At 59.7% G+C, this 20,251-nt stretch carries 21 protein-coding genes; 17 read left to right on the top strand and 4 right to left on the bottom strand.

Translation table 11 applies throughout. The annotated features are described in order from the left end of the window. Window positions 1–4: 4 nt before the first annotated feature. From BM171_RS17890 to BM171_RS17840, 12 genes are read left to right on the top strand one after another with little or no spacing between them, the layout of a single operon-like run. Window positions 5–283 (top strand): VirB3 family type IV secretion system protein, encoded by a 279-nt coding sequence (locus BM171_RS17890; protein ID WP_093015776.1) that lies wholly within the window; start codon window positions 5–7, stop codon window positions 281–283. Beyond that, a complete protein-coding gene (locus tag BM171_RS17885) occupies window positions 273–2,636 on the top strand; it encodes a VirB4 family type IV secretion/conjugal transfer ATPase (RefSeq protein WP_093015773.1) in 2,364 nt (787 codons plus the stop codon). The genes BM171_RS17890 and BM171_RS17885 overlap by 11 nt, the downstream gene beginning before the upstream one ends. Then, a complete protein-coding gene (locus BM171_RS19060) occupies window positions 2,633–2,857 on the top strand; it encodes a hypothetical protein (protein ID WP_175497626.1) in 225 nt (74 codons plus the stop codon). The genes BM171_RS17885 and BM171_RS19060 overlap by 4 nt, the downstream gene beginning before the upstream one ends. Before the next feature lie 58 nt (window positions 2,858–2,915). Then, window positions 2,916–4,028 (top strand): lytic transglycosylase domain-containing protein, encoded by a 1,113-nt coding sequence (locus BM171_RS17880; RefSeq protein ID WP_425438963.1) that lies wholly within the window; start codon window positions 2,916–2,918, stop codon window positions 4,026–4,028. Continuing rightward, window positions 4,028–4,879 carry a type IV secretion system protein gene (locus BM171_RS17875; protein WP_245760331.1) on the top strand — a complete coding sequence of 284 codons (852 nt, stop codon included), beginning with the start codon at window positions 4,028–4,030 and terminating at the stop codon, window positions 4,877–4,879. The genes BM171_RS17880 and BM171_RS17875 overlap by 1 nt, the downstream gene beginning before the upstream one ends. A gap of 13 nt (window positions 4,880–4,892) precedes the next feature. Next, on the top strand, window positions 4,893–5,546 hold the full coding sequence (locus BM171_RS17870) for a VirB8 family type IV secretion system protein (RefSeq protein ID WP_093015770.1): 654 nt from the start codon (window positions 4,893–4,895) through the stop codon (window positions 5,544–5,546). 1 nt (window position 5,547) lies between these two features. Continuing rightward, on the top strand, window positions 5,548–6,249 hold the full coding sequence (locus BM171_RS17865) for a TrbG/VirB9 family P-type conjugative transfer protein (RefSeq protein ID WP_425438962.1): 702 nt from the start codon (window positions 5,548–5,550) through the stop codon (window positions 6,247–6,249). Then, a complete protein-coding gene (locus tag BM171_RS17860) occupies window positions 6,246–7,574 on the top strand; it encodes a TraB/TrbI/VirB10 family type IV secretion system protein (RefSeq protein ID WP_093015764.1) in 1,329 nt (442 codons plus the stop codon). The genes BM171_RS17865 and BM171_RS17860 overlap by 4 nt, the downstream gene beginning before the upstream one ends. Continuing rightward, window positions 7,575–8,573, top strand: coding sequence for an ATPase, T2SS/T4P/T4SS family (locus BM171_RS17855; protein WP_093015761.1), 999 nt, complete (start codon window positions 7,575–7,577; stop codon window positions 8,571–8,573). Beyond that, window positions 8,560–8,766, top strand: a complete 207-nt coding sequence (locus BM171_RS17850; protein ID WP_093015758.1) for a hypothetical protein — start codon at window positions 8,560–8,562, stop codon at window positions 8,764–8,766. The genes BM171_RS17855 and BM171_RS17850 overlap by 14 nt, the downstream gene beginning before the upstream one ends. After that, entirely contained in the window at window positions 8,763–9,155 is a 393-nt protein-coding gene (locus BM171_RS17845; RefSeq protein WP_093015755.1) for a hypothetical protein, read from the top strand. The genes BM171_RS17850 and BM171_RS17845 overlap by 4 nt, the downstream gene beginning before the upstream one ends. A 6-nt stretch (window positions 9,156–9,161) precedes the next feature. After that, the gene (locus BM171_RS17840) at window positions 9,162–10,199 is read left to right on the top strand and encodes a TrbL/VirB6 family protein (RefSeq protein ID WP_093015752.1); all 1,038 of its coding nucleotides are present in this window, start codon (window positions 9,162–9,164) and stop codon (window positions 10,197–10,199) included. Between the two features lie 48 nt (window positions 10,200–10,247). Here BM171_RS17840 and BM171_RS17835 read toward each other — a convergent pair whose 3' ends face one another. The 3 genes from BM171_RS17835 to BM171_RS17825 are packed head-to-tail and all read right to left on the bottom strand — an operon-like array spanning window position 10,248 to window position 15,721. After that, on the bottom strand, window positions 10,248–12,332 hold the full coding sequence (locus tag BM171_RS17835) for a type IV secretory system conjugative DNA transfer family protein (RefSeq protein WP_093015749.1): 2,085 nt from the start codon (window positions 12,330–12,332) through the stop codon (window positions 10,248–10,250). Then, complete coding sequence (locus BM171_RS17830; protein WP_093015746.1) at window positions 12,325–15,159, bottom strand: relaxase/mobilization nuclease domain-containing protein; 2,835 nt, start codon at window positions 15,157–15,159, stop codon at window positions 12,325–12,327. The genes BM171_RS17835 and BM171_RS17830 overlap by 8 nt, the downstream gene beginning before the upstream one ends. Further along, window positions 15,146–15,721 (bottom strand): ribbon-helix-helix domain-containing protein, encoded by a 576-nt coding sequence (locus BM171_RS17825; RefSeq protein WP_093015800.1) that lies wholly within the window; start codon window positions 15,719–15,721, stop codon window positions 15,146–15,148. The genes BM171_RS17830 and BM171_RS17825 overlap by 14 nt, the downstream gene beginning before the upstream one ends. Window positions 15,722–16,486: 765 nt before the next feature. Here BM171_RS17825 and BM171_RS17820 point away from each other — a divergent pair. The 5 genes from BM171_RS17820 (at window position 16,487) to BM171_RS17805 (ending at window position 18,960) form a co-directional block, all read left to right on the top strand. Continuing rightward, complete coding sequence (locus BM171_RS17820; RefSeq protein WP_093015743.1) at window positions 16,487–17,200, top strand: ParA family protein; 714 nt, start codon at window positions 16,487–16,489, stop codon at window positions 17,198–17,200. Further along, complete coding sequence (locus BM171_RS17815; RefSeq protein ID WP_139218745.1) at window positions 17,200–17,862, top strand: hypothetical protein; 663 nt, start codon at window positions 17,200–17,202, stop codon at window positions 17,860–17,862. Before BM171_RS17820 ends, BM171_RS17815 begins: the two co-directional genes overlap by 1 nt. Before the next feature lie 228 nt (window positions 17,863–18,090). Continuing rightward, window positions 18,091–18,270 carry a hypothetical protein gene (locus BM171_RS19055; RefSeq protein WP_175497624.1) on the top strand — a complete coding sequence of 60 codons (180 nt, stop codon included), beginning with the start codon at window positions 18,091–18,093 and terminating at the stop codon, window positions 18,268–18,270. After that, complete coding sequence (locus BM171_RS17810) at window positions 18,263–18,487, top strand: hypothetical protein (protein WP_093015737.1); 225 nt, start codon at window positions 18,263–18,265, stop codon at window positions 18,485–18,487. The genes BM171_RS19055 and BM171_RS17810 overlap by 8 nt, the downstream gene beginning before the upstream one ends. A 53-nt stretch (window positions 18,488–18,540) precedes the next feature. Continuing rightward, window positions 18,541–18,960, top strand: coding sequence for a hypothetical protein (locus BM171_RS17805; protein ID WP_093015734.1), 420 nt, complete (start codon window positions 18,541–18,543; stop codon window positions 18,958–18,960). 314 nt (window positions 18,961–19,274) lie between these two features. Here BM171_RS17805 and BM171_RS17800 read toward each other — a convergent pair whose 3' ends face one another. Then, window positions 19,275–20,162, bottom strand: a complete 888-nt coding sequence (locus tag BM171_RS17800; RefSeq protein ID WP_093015731.1) for an ArdC family protein — start codon at window positions 20,160–20,162, stop codon at window positions 19,275–19,277. Window positions 20,163–20,251 lie beyond the last annotated feature (89 nt).

The raw sequence follows: 20,251 nt of genomic DNA, 5'->3' as shown, positions 1-20,251 counted from the left end.
GAAAATGGCAGAACAGTCTCGTCTCTTCCTTGGCTTAGTGCGGCCCCCCAAGCTCTTTGGGCTGCCGATCATGTACGCAATGGTCTGGCTGTTCGGGTCTGTTCTGATCTTCGTCTGGGTTCAGCATTGGTTGGTCGTCGCTATCGCGGCGGCGACCTACCCCCTGCTCTGGAAGGCAGCGGATTGGGACGAAAATTTCTTGAACGTGGTCGTGACCACGCTGCAAGTCACCCGCCCGACAGTGAACCGGAAAATCCACGGCGGAGACAGCTATGCCCCTTGATACGAATTATGACGCTCGCAGCTTGCTCCCGGCTTGGTTTAGCCGGGAAGCGAAGCTCGGCAAAATGCTTCCCTACATCAGCCTTGTTGACGAGCGAACGGTTCGGACGCGCGGCAATGAGCTTTTCCAGTGCATCCGCTTGGACGGTGTGAATAGCGACACAACGGATGACGCTTACCTGGATCGGACCCGCGCGCTCTTCGCCTCCGTCATCGCGCGGATCGGTCCTGAGTGCTCCTTCTGCGTTCACAAGGTTTCCAAGGCTATCAACGTGGATCTCGACCCGGTGGAAGGTGATACTTTCGCGGCTGCGGTCGATCATCGTTGGCGCCGATCCCTCGGTGACAGCCAACTGCGCGACAAGACGCTAACCCTGACGGTTTTGCACCGTCCGGCAGTAGGCTCGAAACTTCCCTTTCGGACTGCGAAGTCCGTGGAGCTTCTGCGCGCACAGACGGAAAAGCGACTTGCGCGGCTTCAGGAGATTGTACGCTTTCTCATGTCCTCATTCTCGGACATGAACCCGCGACTGCTTGATGAGCCGTCCGGTGAACTGCTCGGCTTCCTGGGCGCTTTGAATACCGGGCAAGAGCTGCCCCTGTATCGAGGTGCACCGACCAGCATCGTTTCGGAAAACGTTGCGAACACTCGCGTCACGTTCAAAGGCGATAGGTTCTATTTGTCCGAAGGGGCGACGGGCTCGCGTGTAGGCTCGATCTTCGCGGTGAAGGACTATCCCGAGAAAACCCACTGCACGATGTTCGATGAGCTGAACCTGCCGGTCGATATGATCGTCACCCACAGCTTCACGCCGATCAACAGCAATTGGATGGCAGGCCGCATCAAGCGGATGATGAAGATGCGGGCCTCGGCCAGCGATGGCGCATTCTCTCTGACCGATGAACTGCCGACCGCTCTTGATGATCTTGAGTCCAAGCGCCTCAGCTTCGGCGATCACCATATGACCGTGGCTGTCTTCGCGGACAGCGAAACACAGCTCTCCAACATCGCTGGTGAAATCAAAAACACGGCTTCGACTGAGGGCGTGAACTTGGTCTCGGAAGGCTTCGCCAGCGCGACCCACTACTTTGCGCAGCACCCCGGCAACGCTCACGCTCGCAGCCGTAAGGGGGCAGTGACGAACCGGAACTTCGCGGACTTCGCTGCCTTCCACCGCACCCCTCTCGGAAAGAACGCGGATCAGGTGCCTTGGGGAAAGGTGATCTCCATGTTCCCGACGCCCGAGTCCTCGGCGTTTCGGTTCAACTACCATGAGCAGGGTTCGCCCGACAAAGAGCCGACAGGTGGCCACACGCTGATCCTGGGCCGTCCCGGTTCCGGCAAATCCGTCCTCTCGGCGTTCTTGATGACCCAAGCTCGACGTGCAGGCGCTCGGGTCTTCGTCTTCGATTATCGCCTCGGGATGGAAATGGCGGTTCGTGCGAACGGCGGGCGCTATTCCTCGATCAAGGCTGGCGAAGCTACCGGCCTCAACCCGCTCTGGACCGAAGTAGACGAACGCGGGCAGGCGTGGCTTTCCGACTGGCTGGCATCCCTAATTCATCGCAGTGACAAGCCACTGACGCCCGCACAAACAAACCTCATTCAACAGGTGGTGCGCCAGAACGCGACGGCCAGCGACGAGAACCTACGGAACTGGCACGACCTGGCCTCCCTGTTCGTCTCGGCTGACGATGGCGGCGACCTTCACGAACGGCTCCAAGAATGGACCGCCGAAGGCCGCTATGGGTGGATTTTCGGACAGACCCAAGAAGACACCTTCTCTCTGAAAGGCGAGGTTGTCGGCTTCGACTTAACCGGCATCCTGGACAGCGAAAGCGAGAAAGAGCGGATGGCGGTTTTGTCCTACCTATTCCGCAGGGTGGAGCGTGTCATCGAGGACCGCAAACCAACGATCATCGTCATTGATGAAGCATGGAAGGCACTGGACAACGGCTATTTCGCGGAACGTCTTTCCAATTGGCTCGTGACAGCTCGGAAGCAAAACGCAGTCGTCGTGATGATGACGCAATACGCCAGCCAGCTCGAACAGACGCGAACCGGGAAGACCATCGTTGAAGCGGTTCCCACGCAAATCCTTCTTCCGAACATCAGGGCCAAGGCATCCGATTACGAGATGCTGAACCTGCACGAGAAAGAGCTTTCCGTGCTTCTGGAATCCAGCCCTGCGTCTCGGCTGGGACTGGTCCGTGATGACCAAGGATCGGTCTGCATCAACGCAAATCTGAGCGCCCTCGGGCCGCTCCTAACCGTCCTCGGCGGGATGGAAAAAGGTGAACAGTTGGTGGGTGCCGATTACCGCCAGCGCGAAGATTTTTGGAGGGTCGAATGAAAACCACCGCAATCCTTTTCATGATCGCAGGTCTCGGACTGGCGGGCTGTGCGGAGTATCAACCCTCTGAGGCAAACTGCTTTGATCGCGTCACGCGCAGCTCAAACAGCATGGCGTTCCTGGCAACGCCGGAAACTGCGCCGCGCGCTCGTATCTCCACGAAATCGGCCCCGTGCGTCTTCACGCCCCTCAGCGGGTCGGAGGTTTTTGGTGATGGCTGAGAACGCCGCACTGACCTTTTCCGGGATGGCTAAGCGCGCCGGCCTGTCCGTCGCCGCGATGCTCTTGGCAAGCCCCGCGATCGCGCAGGGCGTGCCCACTGTGGATGGCTCTCTGATTATCCGCAACGAGGCATCGAACGCTCATCGGGAAAGCGATCTCGCAATCCAGCGGGAAACTCTCTCGGTGCAAGAGGCGATCAATGAAATCGAGCGGCAGCAACTTGCCGTTCTGGAACAAATTCTGGATGCGCAGACGAGCGTTGGCGGTCAGGGCATCCCCGAAATGGTGTCGGACCTCGAAGACGGGGACGCGCCGGAACAGTCGGCTGATGTGGTCTTCGACCCCGAGGACAGCAACCCAGCCGGGGCGCAGATGTTCGGGGACGCATCACAGAATGTCGAAGAGCTGATTATTCAGGTCGCGGCAGAGACGCATGGCTTGTCCGGCGTCTCCCAAGCTGGCTTTTCCGTTCGGGAATGGCGTTACATGCTCCAAGCCCTGATCTGGCAGGAAAGCCGGTTCTCGATTGGCGCTCGCTCCCCGGTCGGAGCCTTCGGGCTGACCCAGATCATGCCCGCGACCGCTGGCGATCTAGGGATTTACCCGGCCTACTACGACAGCCCCTATTTGCAGGTTGAAGGCGGCGCTCGGTATCTCGCCCAGATGCTCGCCATGTTCGACGGCAACATCATCAATGGCCTTGCCGCTTACAACGCGGGGCCGGGCAACGTGCAGAACTACGGCGGTGTGCCACCCTTCGAGGAAACCCAGCACTACGTCCAAGTGATCCCGGCGAAATATAACGAATATCTCGCGCTCGGCGGCGGCGGCGATGCGGTCGGCACAATCGACCCGGCACTGATGGCGAACTCGAACCTCTCTTTCGCCGGAGCCAACGCAACCCTCTACGGCAATAGCTCGATGACGACGGTTCAAGCCTCGGCTGCTCGCCTTCGCAACATCGTCCAGCGGATCGGTGAAACGCAGGACGTTCAAGAAGCGATGGCGCTGAACAGCTACGCCCGCGCGGAAGTTGCCCGGCTCGTCGCCAACCTGACCCGACTTCGGGCCGCGCGGAACCGCACGGCCAGTGCCCACCTCGTTGCTCTCGCCGCCGATCGGCAGCGCGAACAGCAATACATGAATTTCGACATGGAGGATTTGGACTGATGAAGCTGTCCATGATGAAGATCCGCGCGCTCGTCCGCAAAATCGTAACCGCTGGTTTCCTCGGCCTCGGCTTGGCCGCAGCCCCCGTGTCGCTTCTCGGGCTCACGGCCCCTGCCGCCTATGCGCAAGGGGTGCCCACTGTAGACACCCAGAACATTGCGCAGGAAATCCGCCAGCTTCAGCAGATGATCGAAGATGAAATCCTTCAGAACGATCAGCTTCTCCAACTGCAAGACCAGTTTCAGACGCTCCAAGACCAATACGCCCAGCTTCAGGAAACTTACGACGCGCTGACCGGCCTGGCCGACCTTCCCGAAGTCATCCAGACGGAAATGGAAGATTGGCTCAACGGCCTGCTCGATCAGGAGTTTGGCAACATTACCGACACGATTGCCGCGATCCAAAACGGCGATTGGTCGGGGCTGACCGGCTCGGGCTCGGGGGAAATCCGCACACAAATGGAGCGGGTCTTGGCCGAGGCTGGGTTCGATGAAGACACCCTCTCTGAGATGGCTCGTAGCGGGAACGGCGGTGCTGAGCGTGTCGCCACCGCAGCCACCACCGGGGCGATGGTCTCGGCCGCAGGCCAGAACAGCTACAACGAAGCAGGCCAATCCCTTGAGCGTGTTGACCGCTTAGTCGGGATGATCGGGGAAATGGAAACCCTCAAAGACAGCATCGACCTGAACACCCGCGTCACGGCTGAAAACGCAATCGCTCTGGTCGCCCTTACCCAGCTCATGTCCGTGGGTGCCGTTGGCGAAGGGCAAGCTGGCGTCATCGAGGCAGCAGACCGCGCAGAAGAAGATCGCTTCATGGACTTCACCATGCCCGATCTCTCGGCAGAATAAGCGAGGCAGGCAAGTGGCTAAGGATCAAGAAATCATTGAGGAAGAGCTGATCTTCGGCGCACGGCGTCGGGAACAGCTCTGGCAGAAGCTGGCCTTTGTCGGGTTGGGTTTCGGTGTTCTCGGGTGCCTCGGGGCCGCGACAGTCGCGATCCTCGATGTTGATCCGCCGCCGGTTGTCGTGCCCTACGATCCCAACACCGGAATGGCCCTGCCGAATGCGGCGGTCGAAGCGGTGCGAGTGACGGAAAATCAGGCCGTAATCGAGGCTGAGGTCTTCCGCTATGTCACGCAGCGCGAGACGTACAACCAACTCGACAACGATGTGCGGGTGCGTCGCATCCTCGCTATGTCGGACGGCGCTGCCGAGGAAAGCGTGCGGTCGCTCTGGAACAGCGCGAACCCGAACTATCCCCCGACCGTCTACGGCCCGGATGCGCGGCTCGATGTCGAAATCCTGAGTATCAACCGGATTGGGAACAACCGCGCGACCGTCCGCCTCCGCAAGCGTCTCGCGTCCCAGCAAGGGACGCAAACCGGCCTCTTCACGGTGACGCTCATGTATGACTTCCGGCCTGAAGAGCGCCGCCAGATTGATGAGGTCTGGTCGAACCCCTTCGGCTTCACGGTCACGGAATACGCGATCCGCTCGGACAGATTGGAGAACTAACGTGAAACTTCTCAAAACCACCATTCTGTCTGCCGCACTTGCACTGGCAACTGCACCAGCCTTTGCGGAAAGCAACCCGCGGGCAGGCAGTCACGACAGCCGCGTCCGTATTGCCACCTACACCGATGGGCAGGTCTATCGCCTCCGGGTGAGTTTGACGCACGTTACCTCTGTCGAATTTGGACAGGGCGAAACCATCCGCTCGATCATTGCAGGCGACACCGAGGGTTTTCAGCTCGACGGCGTTCCTGGCGGCCGGGCCTTCGCAGTTAAGCCGCTGGCGCGCGGGGTCAGCACAAACATCACCGTCTACACGAACCAGCGCAGCTATTACTTCAACGTCACGGAGTCCTCGTCGCCCACTTACTACGTGGTGCAATTCCAATACCCGCAGTCTCACGCCCGTCCGACCAATGCCGTCGCGCAGCGAGCGCCCAACTATAATTATGCGGCGAGCGGCAAGACGGAAATCACCCCGGTCTCGGTCTGGGACGATGGGACGTTCACCTACTTCCGGTTCGCGCCGAACGCTCCGGTCCCTGCCGTCTTCCAATACTCGTCCGGCCGCGAGCGAACTGTGAACAGCCAGCAAGTCGAAGACGGCGTTCTTCGCGTCTCTGGGGTCAACCGCCGATGGGTTCTGCGCCTTGGCGACACCATCGTTTGCATCGAAGAAAACACCGCAGGAGGCATGGGCTCATGAGCGACGAAAAGGATCTCGAAGAGCGGCTTTCTGCGCTCGAAGCTGACAAGGGCACCACCACCAGTACGCGCGAAAAGCCGTCGCCAAAGGCGGCAATTGCAGGTGTCGCAGCTATCGCAGCCCTTGGACTGGTTGCCTACATGGCGATCCCCTCGGATGAGCCTGAGCCTACTATGGAGACTGCGCAACCGGCCGAGTTTCAGGCTGAGGGGGATGGGTTTGGTGAGATTGCACCATTTGAGCCCCCTGCCCCGCCGGACCCCGAGATTGTCGAAGTCGAACGCCCCGAGAACGCTGCCTTGCAGGAACAGCTTGCCGCTCTTCAAGCTCAGCTCGAAGAAATGCGTAACGCCCCCTCGCCAGATACCAGCGACACGACAGCCGCGATGGAAGCGATGACAGAGCGGATGGAAGCGTTACAGGCGGCGTCTGACGAGGCTCGAGAACAGTATCAGGCGGATATGGCAGAACGCGACCGCGAGCTGCAACGTCTCCGCTCGGAACTCGAAATCGCACGGCTCGATCAACAAAACCCGATGGGGCCAGGTCCGGGGCGATCCGATGAGGACGCCCGCCTGGCCGAACTCGAACGCCGTCGCGAGGAAGCAGCCGCGTTCCAAGAGGCCCGCATCAACTCGCCTATGGTCGCGTTCGGGAACAGCGGCGCCGGTGGCGACGATGGCAGCGAAATGTCCGAAAGAACCCTTGGCGCTGTGACCGACTTCGTGATGAACGGCGCAACACCGTCACAGGTCACTCAGGCAGAAGTCATCGCCAACCCCGCAAACACCGTGGTTCAAGGCACGATGATCCAAGCTGTCACGGAAACGGCCCTGGACAGCTCCCTTCCGGGGCAAATGCGGGCAATCATTTCCGAAGACGTGCACTCCTATGACGGTTCGCGAGTGCTGATCCCTCGCGGCTCTCGCCTTATCGGGCGGTATCGCTCGGGCCTCGATGTGGGCCAACAGCGTGTCACCGTCGCTTGGGACCGGATCATCCTGCCCAATAACCAGACCGTTCAAATCAGCTCTTTCGGCGGCGACGAACTCGGGCGCTCCGGCGTGAGCGGCTTTGTCGATACCCGCTTCGGTGAACGCTTTGGCTCTGCGGCACTGATCTCGCTTCTTGGGGCGGTGCCCAGCGTCGCTGCATCCGAGATTGACGACGACACCGCCTCTGACGCGGCTGAAGACGTTGGCGACGATTTTCAAAGCGCGACGGATAACGTCATGAGCGAATACCTCTCGCTCGGCCCGGTGATCTACGTCGACCAAGGGTCGCGCATCACAGTGATGGTGGATCGGGACCTGGAGATTTTTTGAATGAACACCTCCAGCTACCTTCAGGCATCGCTCGACAAGCTGCCAGACGCAGCGCGGGATGACGTGATCGAGATTTGCATCAACCCGGATGGCAGCGTTTGGGGTGAGTTTCAGGGCGATCACTCCATGCGGCGCTTGGACGTGACGTTGACGCAGACCGAAATTCGAGACCTCGGCAACCAGATTGCCGGGGGTGCGAACTCGCGCATCGGGAAAGAAAAGCCGATTGTCTCGGTTAGTATCGCCTATCGGAGCCGTCCTATCCGCGCGCAGGTCATTCAACCGCCCGCCGTACAGAGCGGCACGTCGATCTCGCTACGCTTCTTCTCGACGCTGCCTCTGGATAGCATTGAGCTTCAATATCTCTACGGCTCGGAGCGCAGCTTGGAAGGGGTGCGGCAAGAGCGAAACCAAGAGCTGCGCAAGGTGGTCAAGAGCGGCGACATTTATGCGGCGATCAAATTCTGCGTCGAGAACAAGCTGAATATGATCGTTTCCGGTGGCACCTCGACCGGCAAAACCGTCGCGGCCCGGAAAATCCTCTCCTATGTTGGGGATGATGAGAGGATCGTCACAATCGAAGAAGCGGCCGAGCTGCTGCCGACACAACCGAATGTCGTGACTCTGATCTCGAACCGCGACGTTGAAATCCAGTCGGCTGACACGCTGCTTACCTCAACGCTGCGAATGCGCCCGGATCGCATCGTTCTGGGCGAGGTGCGCGGTCGCGAAGCGATGACGTTCCTCGAAGCGATCAACACGGGCCACGGTGGTTCAATGACCACGCTCCATGCCGAGACGCCGCAATTGGCAGTGCAAAGGCTTGCTATCGCTGCGCTGAAGACGGACGTGCCAATGAGCTACGCCGACATGATCCAGTATATCGAAAGCTCGATCGACGTCATCATTCAAGCTGGTCGCCACAACGGCGAGCGCGGCATCACGGAGTTTTACCTACCGGGCAACGAACACGAGGAAGCGAGCAATGAAGCAGTTTGAAAACGAAGTAATGACCTTCAAAAACGGGTCCGCGCGCGACGGTGTGAAGATGCGCGACACCCTGAGCGAACTCGGTCTTGCTGGCTGGGAAGTCGTCTCGGTAGTCCCGTGCGACCTGGGCAGCCGCGAGCTGATGGTCTTCTTGAAGCGCGAGCTCGATGAAGCCGCGGCTTCGCAGGAGGACGCGGCATGATGAAACATATCCTCCTGTCGATGACTCTGTTGGCCCCCACAGTCGCGGCAGCCAACTTCGTGCCCAACTTGGACGACACACCGCGCATCTGCGGGGACCGGCCTGCGAAGCCTGATTGGATGATCGACTTCAACGTGAAGGACGCGCACAAGGTCAATCTCGTCGAGGAAATGTATCGCGCGCAGAGCTTGGGGGCGGTGGTGGAAACTGGTGACTGCTCTTGCTCGACACGGTTTCCATCTTGGGCTGCTGCCTCGGACTACTACTTTGCCAACTACGCTGGTCTCGGCCGTCACGAAATTCTTGCGCGGACCTCCGACTATCGCAGGACAGCCAACGTCCATCGCCGGGCGGCTGAACCGATCTGCAAAGCCGAAGGCAACTGGTGACACCAAATGAGCATCGTCACCTTCTTTGTCTCGACGGCTGAAGAATACCTAGATTCAGCGGCGGAAACGCAGTTTGGCGCGGTCGCGGCAACGGTTGGAACCTTGCTCACCGTCTCGGCCACGCTCGTCATCATCATGATCTTTTTGAACATGATCTTTCAGGTTCGGACACTTGACGGAAGGACCGCCTTCTGGCTCGTGGTCAAGCTAATCTTGATCGCCCTGTTCGCGCAAAACTGGACCGAGTTTAATATGCTGGCTGACGCAATCCTCAGCGGGATCGACAGCATCGCCGGTTCCCTCGTCGCATCGGTCGGAGGCGGTGAACCTGGGCCATCCGGCACATTCTCGGAAGAGTTCGACCAGCTAATCGAAGAGCTGGGGGAATACCTGAATGCGGCAGGCTCGAACCTAAACTGGATGGCGGGTGCCCTGTTGGACACACTCGGCGTTCTCCTTCTTTCGATCCTCGGCGGTTTGGCGGCATTCCTCATGGTGGCGTCGCGCTTGATGATCTCTCTGCTGATCGGCATGGCCCCGGTCATGATCTTCCTGACCATGTTTGAGGTGACGAAGGACTACTTTGCCCGTTGGCTGTCTGCCGTGATCTCTTTCGCGATCTATCCGGTGGTCATCGCTGGCATCTTCGCGACGATTGTTGGCGTCGCCCAAGCCCTGATCGCCCGCCTCGGTGATCCGGCAGACGCATCAAGCATCGGTGCGTTGATACCGTTCTTCATGATGGTCCTCATGGCGAAAGGGTTCATCGTCGCCACGCCATTTATCGTCAGGGGCATTTCCGGGAACATCGTTATGCCTGCAATGTCGGCGGGTATGGGCGGTGGCTACGCATTCACTCGGGCAGCTATGGGCAGTGCACAGGTGCAAAACCGGGCCTCGGTCGGTACGGCCACTGGTGCGGAGCTGGCGGGTATGCGCGCCAGACAGGCGCTCGGCTCTCTTCAACGCGGTCGCGAAGGGACGCCTTCTGTTGGTGCCAAAGTCCAGAGGATGATCGAGCGTTCCGAACGGCTCAAGAAATGAAGAAGGCCCGCGCGAGCGGGCCTTCTTACTTTTGGACAATGATCGCTTTCAGCCCACGGCTGCTGTCCTTGCACCGCCCTCTCCTGCGGAAAGGGACGCTTCCAAGTCTGCCAGCTCCGCGTCGGCTTTCTTTAGAGCTTCAATGTCCGCATCGGTCGCCTTCGACGGCCCCCGCAAATCGAAACGCTGCTGCTCGGCAAGGTCGAACTCCCGTTGGCGTTCGTCCATGTCCCGCGTGGCCTGCGTCACCGCCTTCGACTTCTTGCGCCGCGAGGTCTTGAGCTTTTCGCGGTGCGGCTTGTCACTGGCTTGTTTCACCGTGAGGTTCTCGGCCGTTTCCTGCGCGCTGGCCGGTGCCGGCGCTTCCTCGGGTGCTGGCTTTGCCGCCTCGGCCGTCTGGGGCACGGGTGCCGGCGGCGTCGGCTCTTGCGGCGCCGGAGCCTCGGCCTCGGCTGGTTCGCTCGGCTTCAGACTCCGTTCTGGGAACGGCAGTTCGCCCGACTGCGCGCCGTGGATCGCCTTGAAAAACGGATCGTCGTAATACTTGATGCGTTTCGCCCGGATCGGCATTTGGGCATCCACGACCATCACAATGTCATCGAGTGGCATCCGTCGAGCTTCGTCCTCTGGCAAGAGCGAGGTTTCTTCTGTGCGCTCCGACATGCTGCGCCCCTCGAACGGGTTGCGGCCAATCGAGCGCGACCGGGTTACAACCCGTTTCGTGGTCTTGCCTACGGCCTTGCTCAATTCTTCCACGGTCTTTTCATCCGATGGCGTGAGATAGAGCTTCACACCGGCGTTGCCTTGCAGCGCCCGCCGTGTGTTCTCCCCGTAAATCTCGTCCAGCGCCGGGATCGTTTGTGTGACGATAGCCAGATGGCCCTTGTAGGAACGCAGGGTCTCGATGCTTTCCACGACAATCGGCATCTTCCCGAGACGGTTGAACTCGTCCAGCATAATCATGACCGGCCACGGCTCGTCTTTCCCTGGCTCTTTGTCTTGCAGCGAGGAAATTAGGTCGGAGAAAAACAGCCGGATCAGCGGTGCCATCGGCTTCACCATGTTCGGCGCGACGACCAGGTAGACGGTGAAGGGCTTCTTTCGGATCGCCCGGAAGTCGAAATCTGATTCAACCGTTGCCGCATCAATCGCCGGGTTGCTCCACTGATCGAGGCCCGAGGTCATCAACAGCGAGACGTAGGAGGTCAGCGTGTCGTTGTTGGTCGAAGCAAGCCGCTCGAAGATGAGCTTCGCAGCGCGGTTCTTCACCTCGTCCCGGCGCTGCATGAACTCTTTCTGCTTGTTCCCGCCCGAGGCTGCGATGCGGTAAATCTCTCCCAAGGTCGGGCGGCCCCGCTCAAAAGCCAGAAGACCGGAAGCCACAAAGAGGTCGATCCCGCCTTTCAAGAGCCCCTGCACCCGGTCGCTATCTGCTTGCAGAAAAAGCGAAGCAAGAAGCTGAAGCTCCATCTGCTTCCGGTCAGGATCATCAAGCTCGAAGATCCTCAACAGAGGATTGTAGCGGTGGCTCCGGCGATCGTGCCAATCGGTCGGTGCGAACCGATACACCTTGTCGCCTTGGGATGCGCGGTGGCGAGCCGTATTCTCGAAATTCTCCCCCTTCACGTCCAGCACCACGGCAGACCCTTTGAAGGTCAGCAGGTTGGGTATGACAAACCCCGAGGTTTTCCCTCGTCCAGTTGGTGCAACGATCAGCGCGTGAGGAAAAACCTGGGACGTGATGAGCTTCCGGCGCGACTTCGGCTTGCCCATTTTCCCGAGGATGAACCCGGTTCCTGGCTTACCGAAGAAACCATTCTTCGCCATTTCCCCGGCTCTCTGCCAATGGGTCATACCGAACCGCGTGAGCGCGGTCCCTGACAGGACAGCACTCAAAAGGAGGCCCACTAAGGCGAAACCTCCGATGATGAGATTGACCTTCTCGAAGTCGTCGGGCCGATACACCCGCATGTCGAGATAGTTCAGTGCCAACCAAGAAAAGTCGATCTCGGACGACAGCCCCGACAACCCTCTGGCGCTGTAGGTCAGCCATGCGGTTGCCGCCACATACCCGATGATGGCGAAAACCAATGTGACCAGAAACAGCCCGAGGGCGATCTTACCCTTATCCATGCGTCTGCCCTTTCTCGCTGTGGTTCTGGACGTGCTTCAGGCGATGAGCGTCATATTCCTCGTCTGCGATTTCAGAAATGACCTCGCGGGTGGCCTCGCTGTTTGCGGTGGCTTCGTCAGACTGAAGGTAGGCTTTCGCCGCGTAGAGCCGTTCAAGCCGGTCATCAATGACCTTCTCCAAGGCATCCGCATCACCCGCCTTGAGCGAGGCGATCTGCTCGTCATCAAGCTCCCGCTCGATCTCTTCACGATAAGCGCGACCGCTGGCCTCGTCAGCAAAGGTCGGATTGATCTTGTCGTCGCGCTCATGGGCAATGACGCGCTCGATCTCGGGGCTGTGGGCGGTGCTGGTCAGGTCACGTTGATCTGCAAATTCGGAAACCCTCTCGCTGTCCCGAATGCTCATAGCTGTGGCGTAAGTCTGGCCCAGACCGCGTGCAAGATGATCGGGCATGTCCGGATACCGGGCTTTGAAGTCCTCGGAGATAGCGACCTTCGCATCGGCAGCGTCACCGACCCCTGCCGCCCGGGCCTCCGTCTCGATCCGGTCGTATAGGTCGCGGTCAACAATCGCTTCCTGATAGGGTTGGTCACTATAGATCAGGTCCGGCGACGACAGGATTTCTGGCTTATCCCTGAGATAGTCGGCCTGTTCGCTGGCAATCCGCTCCCGCGCCATCGCCTCGATCTGGCCGTTCTCGGACATGGCTTGCACGCGATCATAGCGCGTGTCGAAGTCCTCGGATTGGTCGGCAGACATAAGCTCGTCGCGGATACGGCTGCTCATGCGGTCAAGGCTCGACTGCTCAATGTGAGCCTGATGAGAAACGCCGCCTTCGTTGTCGGCCTCGACCGCGTAGGGACGGATTGCCTCATCGAAGTCGCGCAAACGTTCTTGCTCGAACTGCTCGACCTGGGCGTTGTAGCCCTCGAAGTCCTCATGCTCGTGTGCTTTGAACTCGCGGGTGTCTTCACGCGCCAAGCCGTCCCGCATCTGCTCGCCATAGCGGTTGGCGGTGTCGCGCAACAGGGCGTCGGCACGCTGCTGATCCTCGGCCGACATGGCTCCTTCGCTGCGCTCCTTCGCCAACTCGGTGAAGGCTGTTGCCAGCTCCGCATTTGCACTGACGCCGTTCTCGCCTTGGGCAGCACGATCCCGGCTGATGACCAGCGGCTCAAACTTGGCATAGTCAGTGTTCGGTCCGTCGAACTCTGCGCGGACCCCCTGCTCTACCTCAGCAACGGTCTCTGCCTCGCGTGCGGAAATGCCTTCTCGCTCTTCCCGAAGGATACCAGCCTCGGTGTTCAACTGATCTGCTACCTGCTCGCGGTAGCTTTCAGTCGCAGCCTGTTCGCGCATCACTTCAGCGAACGCTTCGTCATCTGTCTCGTCGGCGTCGAACAGGTCATTCCCGCGTAGAATTTCCCCTCGCTCCAAGGCTTGACTGAGCTGAACATGAATTTGGTCGAGCCGATCAGATGCTTGTTCAAGATCCTCGCGGCGTTCGAGATTGAGCCCGTTCGTTTGGGCGATCTTCTGCAAGTCGTCCGACAGCCATTGGCGTTCGAGCGCAGCATTGTTCGCGGTCGTCTCAATCCGGGAAACGACAGCCTCAGACGAAATCCCCGTACCTCTCAGCGCAGTTTCGATCTGCGCCCGCATCTGAGGCTCGCGCAGACCGGCCAGCGCCTCGCGGTTGATGTTGTCCTCGGTATAGATGCCGCCCTCGGTAGGCGGCTCGCTGAGGGTGTGTGACCGAGTGCCAAGCGGCTGCATATGCTCGACACCGCGATAGATTTGGTTGAGGCGGGCCTGTTCTTGCGGCCTCTGCGCTTCGGGGGTGCTGGCGACCATGGCCTCGACACGCTCCATACGCTCGGCAAAACTGCTCTTCAGGTCGTCAAAGGACTCTTGGTCGGCCATGTAAACTTCTCCTGTCTGTTCAAGGTGCCCACCCCGCGCCAGCATCTCGCCGGCACGGAACAAGGCGTTTGAAATATCCTCCCGGTTCTCGGCCGACGCCTCGGCGGCCAGCGAACGGTAAACCTTGGTGTTGCTTGCGATCTCTGCGAGCGCCCGGTCCAGATCGCGCCCGACCCGAGCGCGCCCTTCCGGCTCCCTGCCCTCCTTCTTCGCGGCGTAGACCTCGCTGGTCCGCGGCGAATAGGTCACGACACCCCGATCTAGGCGGCGGGTAGCTTCCAAGCTCACGCCATACTTCTCGGCTTCTTCGACCATGGCCGTGCGGAAATCGTCGTAATTGAAGTGGTGATCCCGCCCGAGATAGAAAAACTCGCCTTCCTGGGACCGACGGTTCAAGACCACATGAGCATGAGGATGTGCCCGGTCTTCGTGGACTGCGATCAGATAGTCGAAATTCCGATCTTCGGTTGCGAAGAACCGCTCGGCAACATCGCTGGCAATGTCACGAACATCGCTGCCGCGAGTGCCAACCGGGAACGACATGAGAAGATGGGTCGTGTGCCCCATCTTCGGGTTGAAACCCTTGTCCCAACGCTCGGTGAAACGGTCTGCTACGCTCTTGATCTCGTCAGCAGTGAGCCGGGTTTTCCCATCAAGAACGCCCCGGCTATCAACGATGTGCGAACTCTTGGTGGTCAAGTATTCGAGCTGGTTCCTCAGCTCGCTCTTAGTCTTGGTTCCGCCTGACCGGATCGCCTTGAAGACAGCCGCTCGGCCACCCCTTGCAGCGCGGACCATCTGGTTCCGCTTCGCCCCAAGGCCCTGCATCGAGCCCCGGACCTTGCTCCAACCGTCCTCGAAAAGCTCGCCCGTGACCTGGGCGACAGCGTTACTTTTCGCCATCGGCCAAATCCTTCAGGGCAGCATTCACGGTCAGGGTAAGGTGGCTACGCCGCCGCTCTGCCAACGAATGAACCTGGTCTGCGAAGTCTAAGACGAACCCGGCAAGGCTTCGCATCTGAGCCAAACTGCCCTCCCCGAAGCTCGGACGCATCCCTTTCTTGTTCGCCTCGTTCATCCTCTTGGCGATCTGCGTGACGTTGTTGCCGACGCGATTGAGGGCCGCGCGAAAGGCATTCAGCTCGGAAACCATGTGTTCGTCGGGCTGAAAAACGCCGTTCGCGCATTGGATCAGGCGGCGCAAACCTTCCGCGCGATTAGTGATCCCGTGCTTTCCGAGCAGGGCATCAAAGTCTCTCAGCTCTTCGTCGGTCAGAGAGACGTTCACTTGGCGGGTCCGAGTGCTGTTCTCGCGCCGCCGCTCTTTTTCAGTCCGAAGCGTGTAGAAGATCGTCCGCTCAGTGACGCCAAACTTTGACGCAAGTGCCTTTGCCGACGCGCCTTTTCCGCTCTCGCGGATGATCTCAAGGCGCTCGTCTCGAGACAATCTGCGGCGCGACGACATACTGAACATAGCCTCCTTATTTCCTGCCACCTTCATACAGACGAATAGGGTTCGAGACAATCACGGATTGAATCGAACCCGTTAAGTTCGGCTGTATTCCGCATCAGGCACGGCTTGCCGTGCCGTGATCGAACCCACGGTTCGATCCGCGCCGCTCCGGCCCCACAAAAAATTCGCCAGTGAGACGCCCCAAGCGTCTCGCCGCGCCTACCCCCTCGAAAACCAGAGATGCCCATCCAGCGGCGCTCTCCGGCGCTCCTGGGCACCTCACGACTTGCGACCGACGACCGAGATGCAGGCGGCATTCCATCGGCGCGCATCCCCGCAAGCCGCAGGATGCGCCCCTCTCCGCTCCACCAGATGCCCGAAGCTGCATCGCACCGATTAACACCCGACCGACGACAAGCGACAGAGGACAGACGACAACGGCAGATGACAGAGGACAGAGGACAGAGGACAGAGGACAGAGGACAGAGGACAGAGGACAGAGGACAGAGGACAGAGGACAGAGGATAAGCAACAGTTGACACGCAACAACGGACACATGACAGGCAGCAAGCAACACGCAGCAATGTGCAAATAACACGCGACACCGGACACTCAACAAGCGACACGAGACACGCGACACGGGACACGCAACAAGCGTCAGGTAACACTTGACCGTCCACACGGGACACGCGACAACGGACAAATAACACGGGACAAGTGGCACAGAACACCGAACCCGTAACACTGGACAAGCGACAAGCGACGAGAGGGCGGGCAATGCCAAACGAAAACATGAAAGTCATCACGATCATGACCCGGAAAGGTGGCGCGGGGAAAACGATGCTGACCCGCGCCCTGACCAGCGCCGCGATGAGCCAAGGCAAGAAATGCCTCGTCCTCGACGCGGACCCTCAACAAGCTCTGTTCCGGTGGGCAACCAAGCTCGAAATCCGCGATCCGAATTTCTCGATCGAAAAGCTCGCCACGCCTGAAGCCTTCGAGACGAGAACAGAAGAGGCGTGGGAAGAGGGCTCAACCGATTATGTGTTTGTTGACACCCTCGGCGCTGCCGGTGCGTGGGCTGATGACCTCGCCGCCTTCAGCGACGTTCTTGTGGTTCCGATGATGATCTCGAACGACGACTTGGAGATTACCCAAGACACCTATGGGTGGTATCGCGATCTTCGCCAGCGCACCGAAGATCCCGAGAACCTACCGACCTTCCACGTTGTCCTTTCCTGCGTTCCAACCCGGATGAACAAGGTGGAAAAGGAGCTTGAAATTCAGGCCGTTCAATCGTTCCCCGTGGTTGAAAACTACTTCATGGAACGCAAACAGCATAAGGATGCCGCAAGCCAAGGGTTCCTACACTACCTCGCTGAAGACCGGCGCAACAACGAAGTTGCCCTCCTGAGAACCCACGCGAAGCTCTACGACGAGGCGCTGGAAGAGGCACAAGCGATCCTTAACGACGTTCTGGGGGGTGCATGATGGCACGAAAGAAGCGCCCCAACATTCAGGGCCACAACCCGGATTACTCGACCAACTTCACCAGCCCGCGTGAAGGCACCAGCACATTTGCCGCAGGCGCTTCCGAAAGAGCCTCACCAGCTCAAACGCCTGTGGCAAACGAGGTGGATGCGGCGCTGCAAGTACCCGAACAATCCAGCCAGCCAGAAACGCCCGAGGTGGAAGAAACAACACCTACGCCTGTTGAGCCCTCGACCCTCGATCCGGCCCCGAAGAGCAAGCCGGTCGCGACTGAAAAGCCCGCCCGGAAATCGAAGATAGAAGAAAAGCGGGAAACTCGGCTCGATGCTGCCGTCAAAGTCGAGCAAGGTGCGAAGCTAGATGCGTTGGAAGGGCAGGGGCTCGCTGCTCGCGACGTCATCATTCTGGCCGGTCGTCGCGCCACAGCCCGTTTCGAGCTGAAGGCGAAGTTCGTGGAAAAGCCCGAAGCTGACCGGCTTCCGATGCGTGAAGGGTATCATACTACGAAACGCCTTCCGGCAAGTATCCTGGACGATCTGCGAGAGAAGCATGATCCCCTACGCCTCCAATCTGACAGCGCAATGGTCCGCGGCCAATTCGAGCCCTTGTTCTGGACTTGCCTTGATGAAGTGATCGAAGAGCTCCGACAGAAGAAGGGCTAGAAGACGCGGCAAGCCGCGTCGCATCCATTCTTTGAAGGGGGAAGGAGTTTAGGCTTCCTTCCCCCTGAAGCAAAATAGACAGGGCCGTGTCCTCGCCTTCGGCTGCGGGCCGCACCAACCCTGTCGATTTAGCTTCACCCCCATCCTCTCACGCTCGCCGCTCGGCAGGGGTAAGCGGGCGCTTACCCTCCCTTCGATTGTGAAGGTTACGCGGGAACGGGGCGCTCCGTGATGCAGAAAAACGGAGTGAAGATCGTGCCGAGACAGAAAAGACTAGAAGCGAAGGCAATCAAACGCATCCTCGATGCAACGACGCGCGAAGTCGTCGGGTGGCTCTATGAATGGAACACCGGCGAGCAACTGCCGCGCTGGAAAGACGGGCGCAGGGAGAACGTCATCTATGAGTAGCGCAGCCATGTTCTCGATCTCGGCCGAGGATGAGGGGCGCAACCTGGGAACCGTCTACTCTACCAGCCCTGATACTCTCCGGGAGTTTGGCGCAGCATACATGCGCGACCCAAAGACCCACGGAGAGGTCACGCTGAAAGACCCGGACGGACGGGCCATTGCCACCTTTGACCTGTGGCAGAACAGGTGGGCGGAAACCGCCGAAGCCATTGAATAAACTTCCGCTTTCACCGTGATAATGATAGGCTGCGTCCGAAACGGAGGCAGCCTATGCAACATCATAAGACACTGATTTTTAGCGCAATTATGCTCTCCGCATCATCCGCGATTGCGAGCGCGTGGGAACACGAGAATGAACGTGGCGTCGATCTCTATCGCGCCACCGACGGCAACATAGTTGTCTCTCTGGTTTGCGATCCGAACACGGTTTACGGAACAACGGAAAGCGCGGTGCTGCTCGAAGCTGGCGGCGATCCCGATCTGTCCGCCAAGGTGAGCTTCAGCTTTCCAGATGGCAACACCGTCAACGCGGAACTGGTGCATGGTCGGTTCGGGAAAGCCACGGCAAACCCGGTGGAGTGGGAAACCCTCGTTGAAGGGTTCCGCATCCATCAGACAGTGACGGTCTCGCGGGGCGAGGCCGCTGTCGATGTGGAGCTGGGCGAGCCCATGCCATTCACCTGCTTATGATAGCGAGGCGCCTGCGATAGCAGGCTCGGCGCGAAGCGCCGGGCGGGGCCGGGGCCGCGCGCAAGCGTGGTCCCGGCCCCGTCAAATCTGGCACCTGGACCATGAAAAACCCCCGCCGGTCTGGCGAGGGCTGAAAGGTCAAAGCTCAATGCCGGGCCGCAAGTTACCGTCTCCGTCGAGCCATTGCCGTGCCTCGGCGCAAGCGTAGCAGATGCAAGAGCCTTCGCCCTCGATCGCCACCGGCGCAAAATAGACCGGCGGGTTCGTCCTGTCGCACTTGCGACAGGACAGGCACGGCAGGGTAAGGGCGCCGCTCACGCTGCGGCCTTTTCTGCTTCCCGGTTCTCGCCCTTAACCAAAAGGTCGCTGGCCTTCTGGGCTTCACTCGCAGCCTTGAAAATCAGCCGCTTGTCATCCTTGAGGGCGCGCAGCCAGCCCTTGATATAAGCGCCGGACTGCCCGAAGTCGGGGGTAAGTCCAAGACGGGCGCACACCATGCAATTTCCGATTTCTGCGATCAGCTCCTCGAACGCATATGCCTTGCGGTCAGTGAAGCGGGAAAAGCGGTCAAGGCGGGTCTTGTGGCCGGTCCAGTGCGTGGCCTCATGGGCAAGCGTGGCGTAGTAACCTGCCGCGTCGTGGAAGGTCTCAATCGGCGGCATGTGAATGTAGTCCTCGCTCGGCATGTAATAGGCCTGCGGCTCGTCGGTGGTGCGGATTTCTGCGCCGGTCGCGGCGAAAAAGGCGTCCAGTTCGGGGTTGGCTTCGGTGCCAAGGTCGCGGGCCTCTTCGGCTGCGGTTCCGTGATATTCAGCGGGCAAGCCGTCGATCTGCTCTGCGTTGAAAACCCGGTATGCCTTCAGATAGGGCAGGCGGCGTTCTTCGCCGGTCGCCTCGTCCTCGCGCTCGAAAGTGCCGTACTTGACCACGGTGGAAGACTTTTCGCCCTTGCGAACCTGCCCGCCTGCTTCCTGAGCTTGGCGGTAGGTGAACCAACGCGGCGCGCGGTAGCCTTTCGCGTCGGCAGCAAGCCACAACATCAGCACGTTGATGCCGGAATAGGGTTCGCCATTGCTACGCAGAGGGAAAGGTGCGCCGCCCTTTTCGCCGGTCCACGGCTTGCGCCAAGCGGGGGTGCCTGCCTCGATGCTGGCAATGATGCTGTCGGTAACGTGGGCGTAAAGATCGAATTTAGCAGCCATGTCTGGCCTCCTTGTGGTGTGCCCCTTCCGGTCTTGGTGCCGAAAATCGGGGCGGGGTTTCTGGCGAGGTCCGCTGAAAGCGGCCCTCT

The sequence above is a fragment of the Roseivivax halotolerans genome (assembly GCF_900115815.1).
GTDB lineage: Bacteria > Pseudomonadota > Alphaproteobacteria > Rhodobacterales > Rhodobacteraceae > Roseivivax > Roseivivax halotolerans.
The sequence above is the reverse complement of the archived record's forward strand: the minus strand, read 5'-3'. Positions and strand labels throughout refer to the sequence as shown.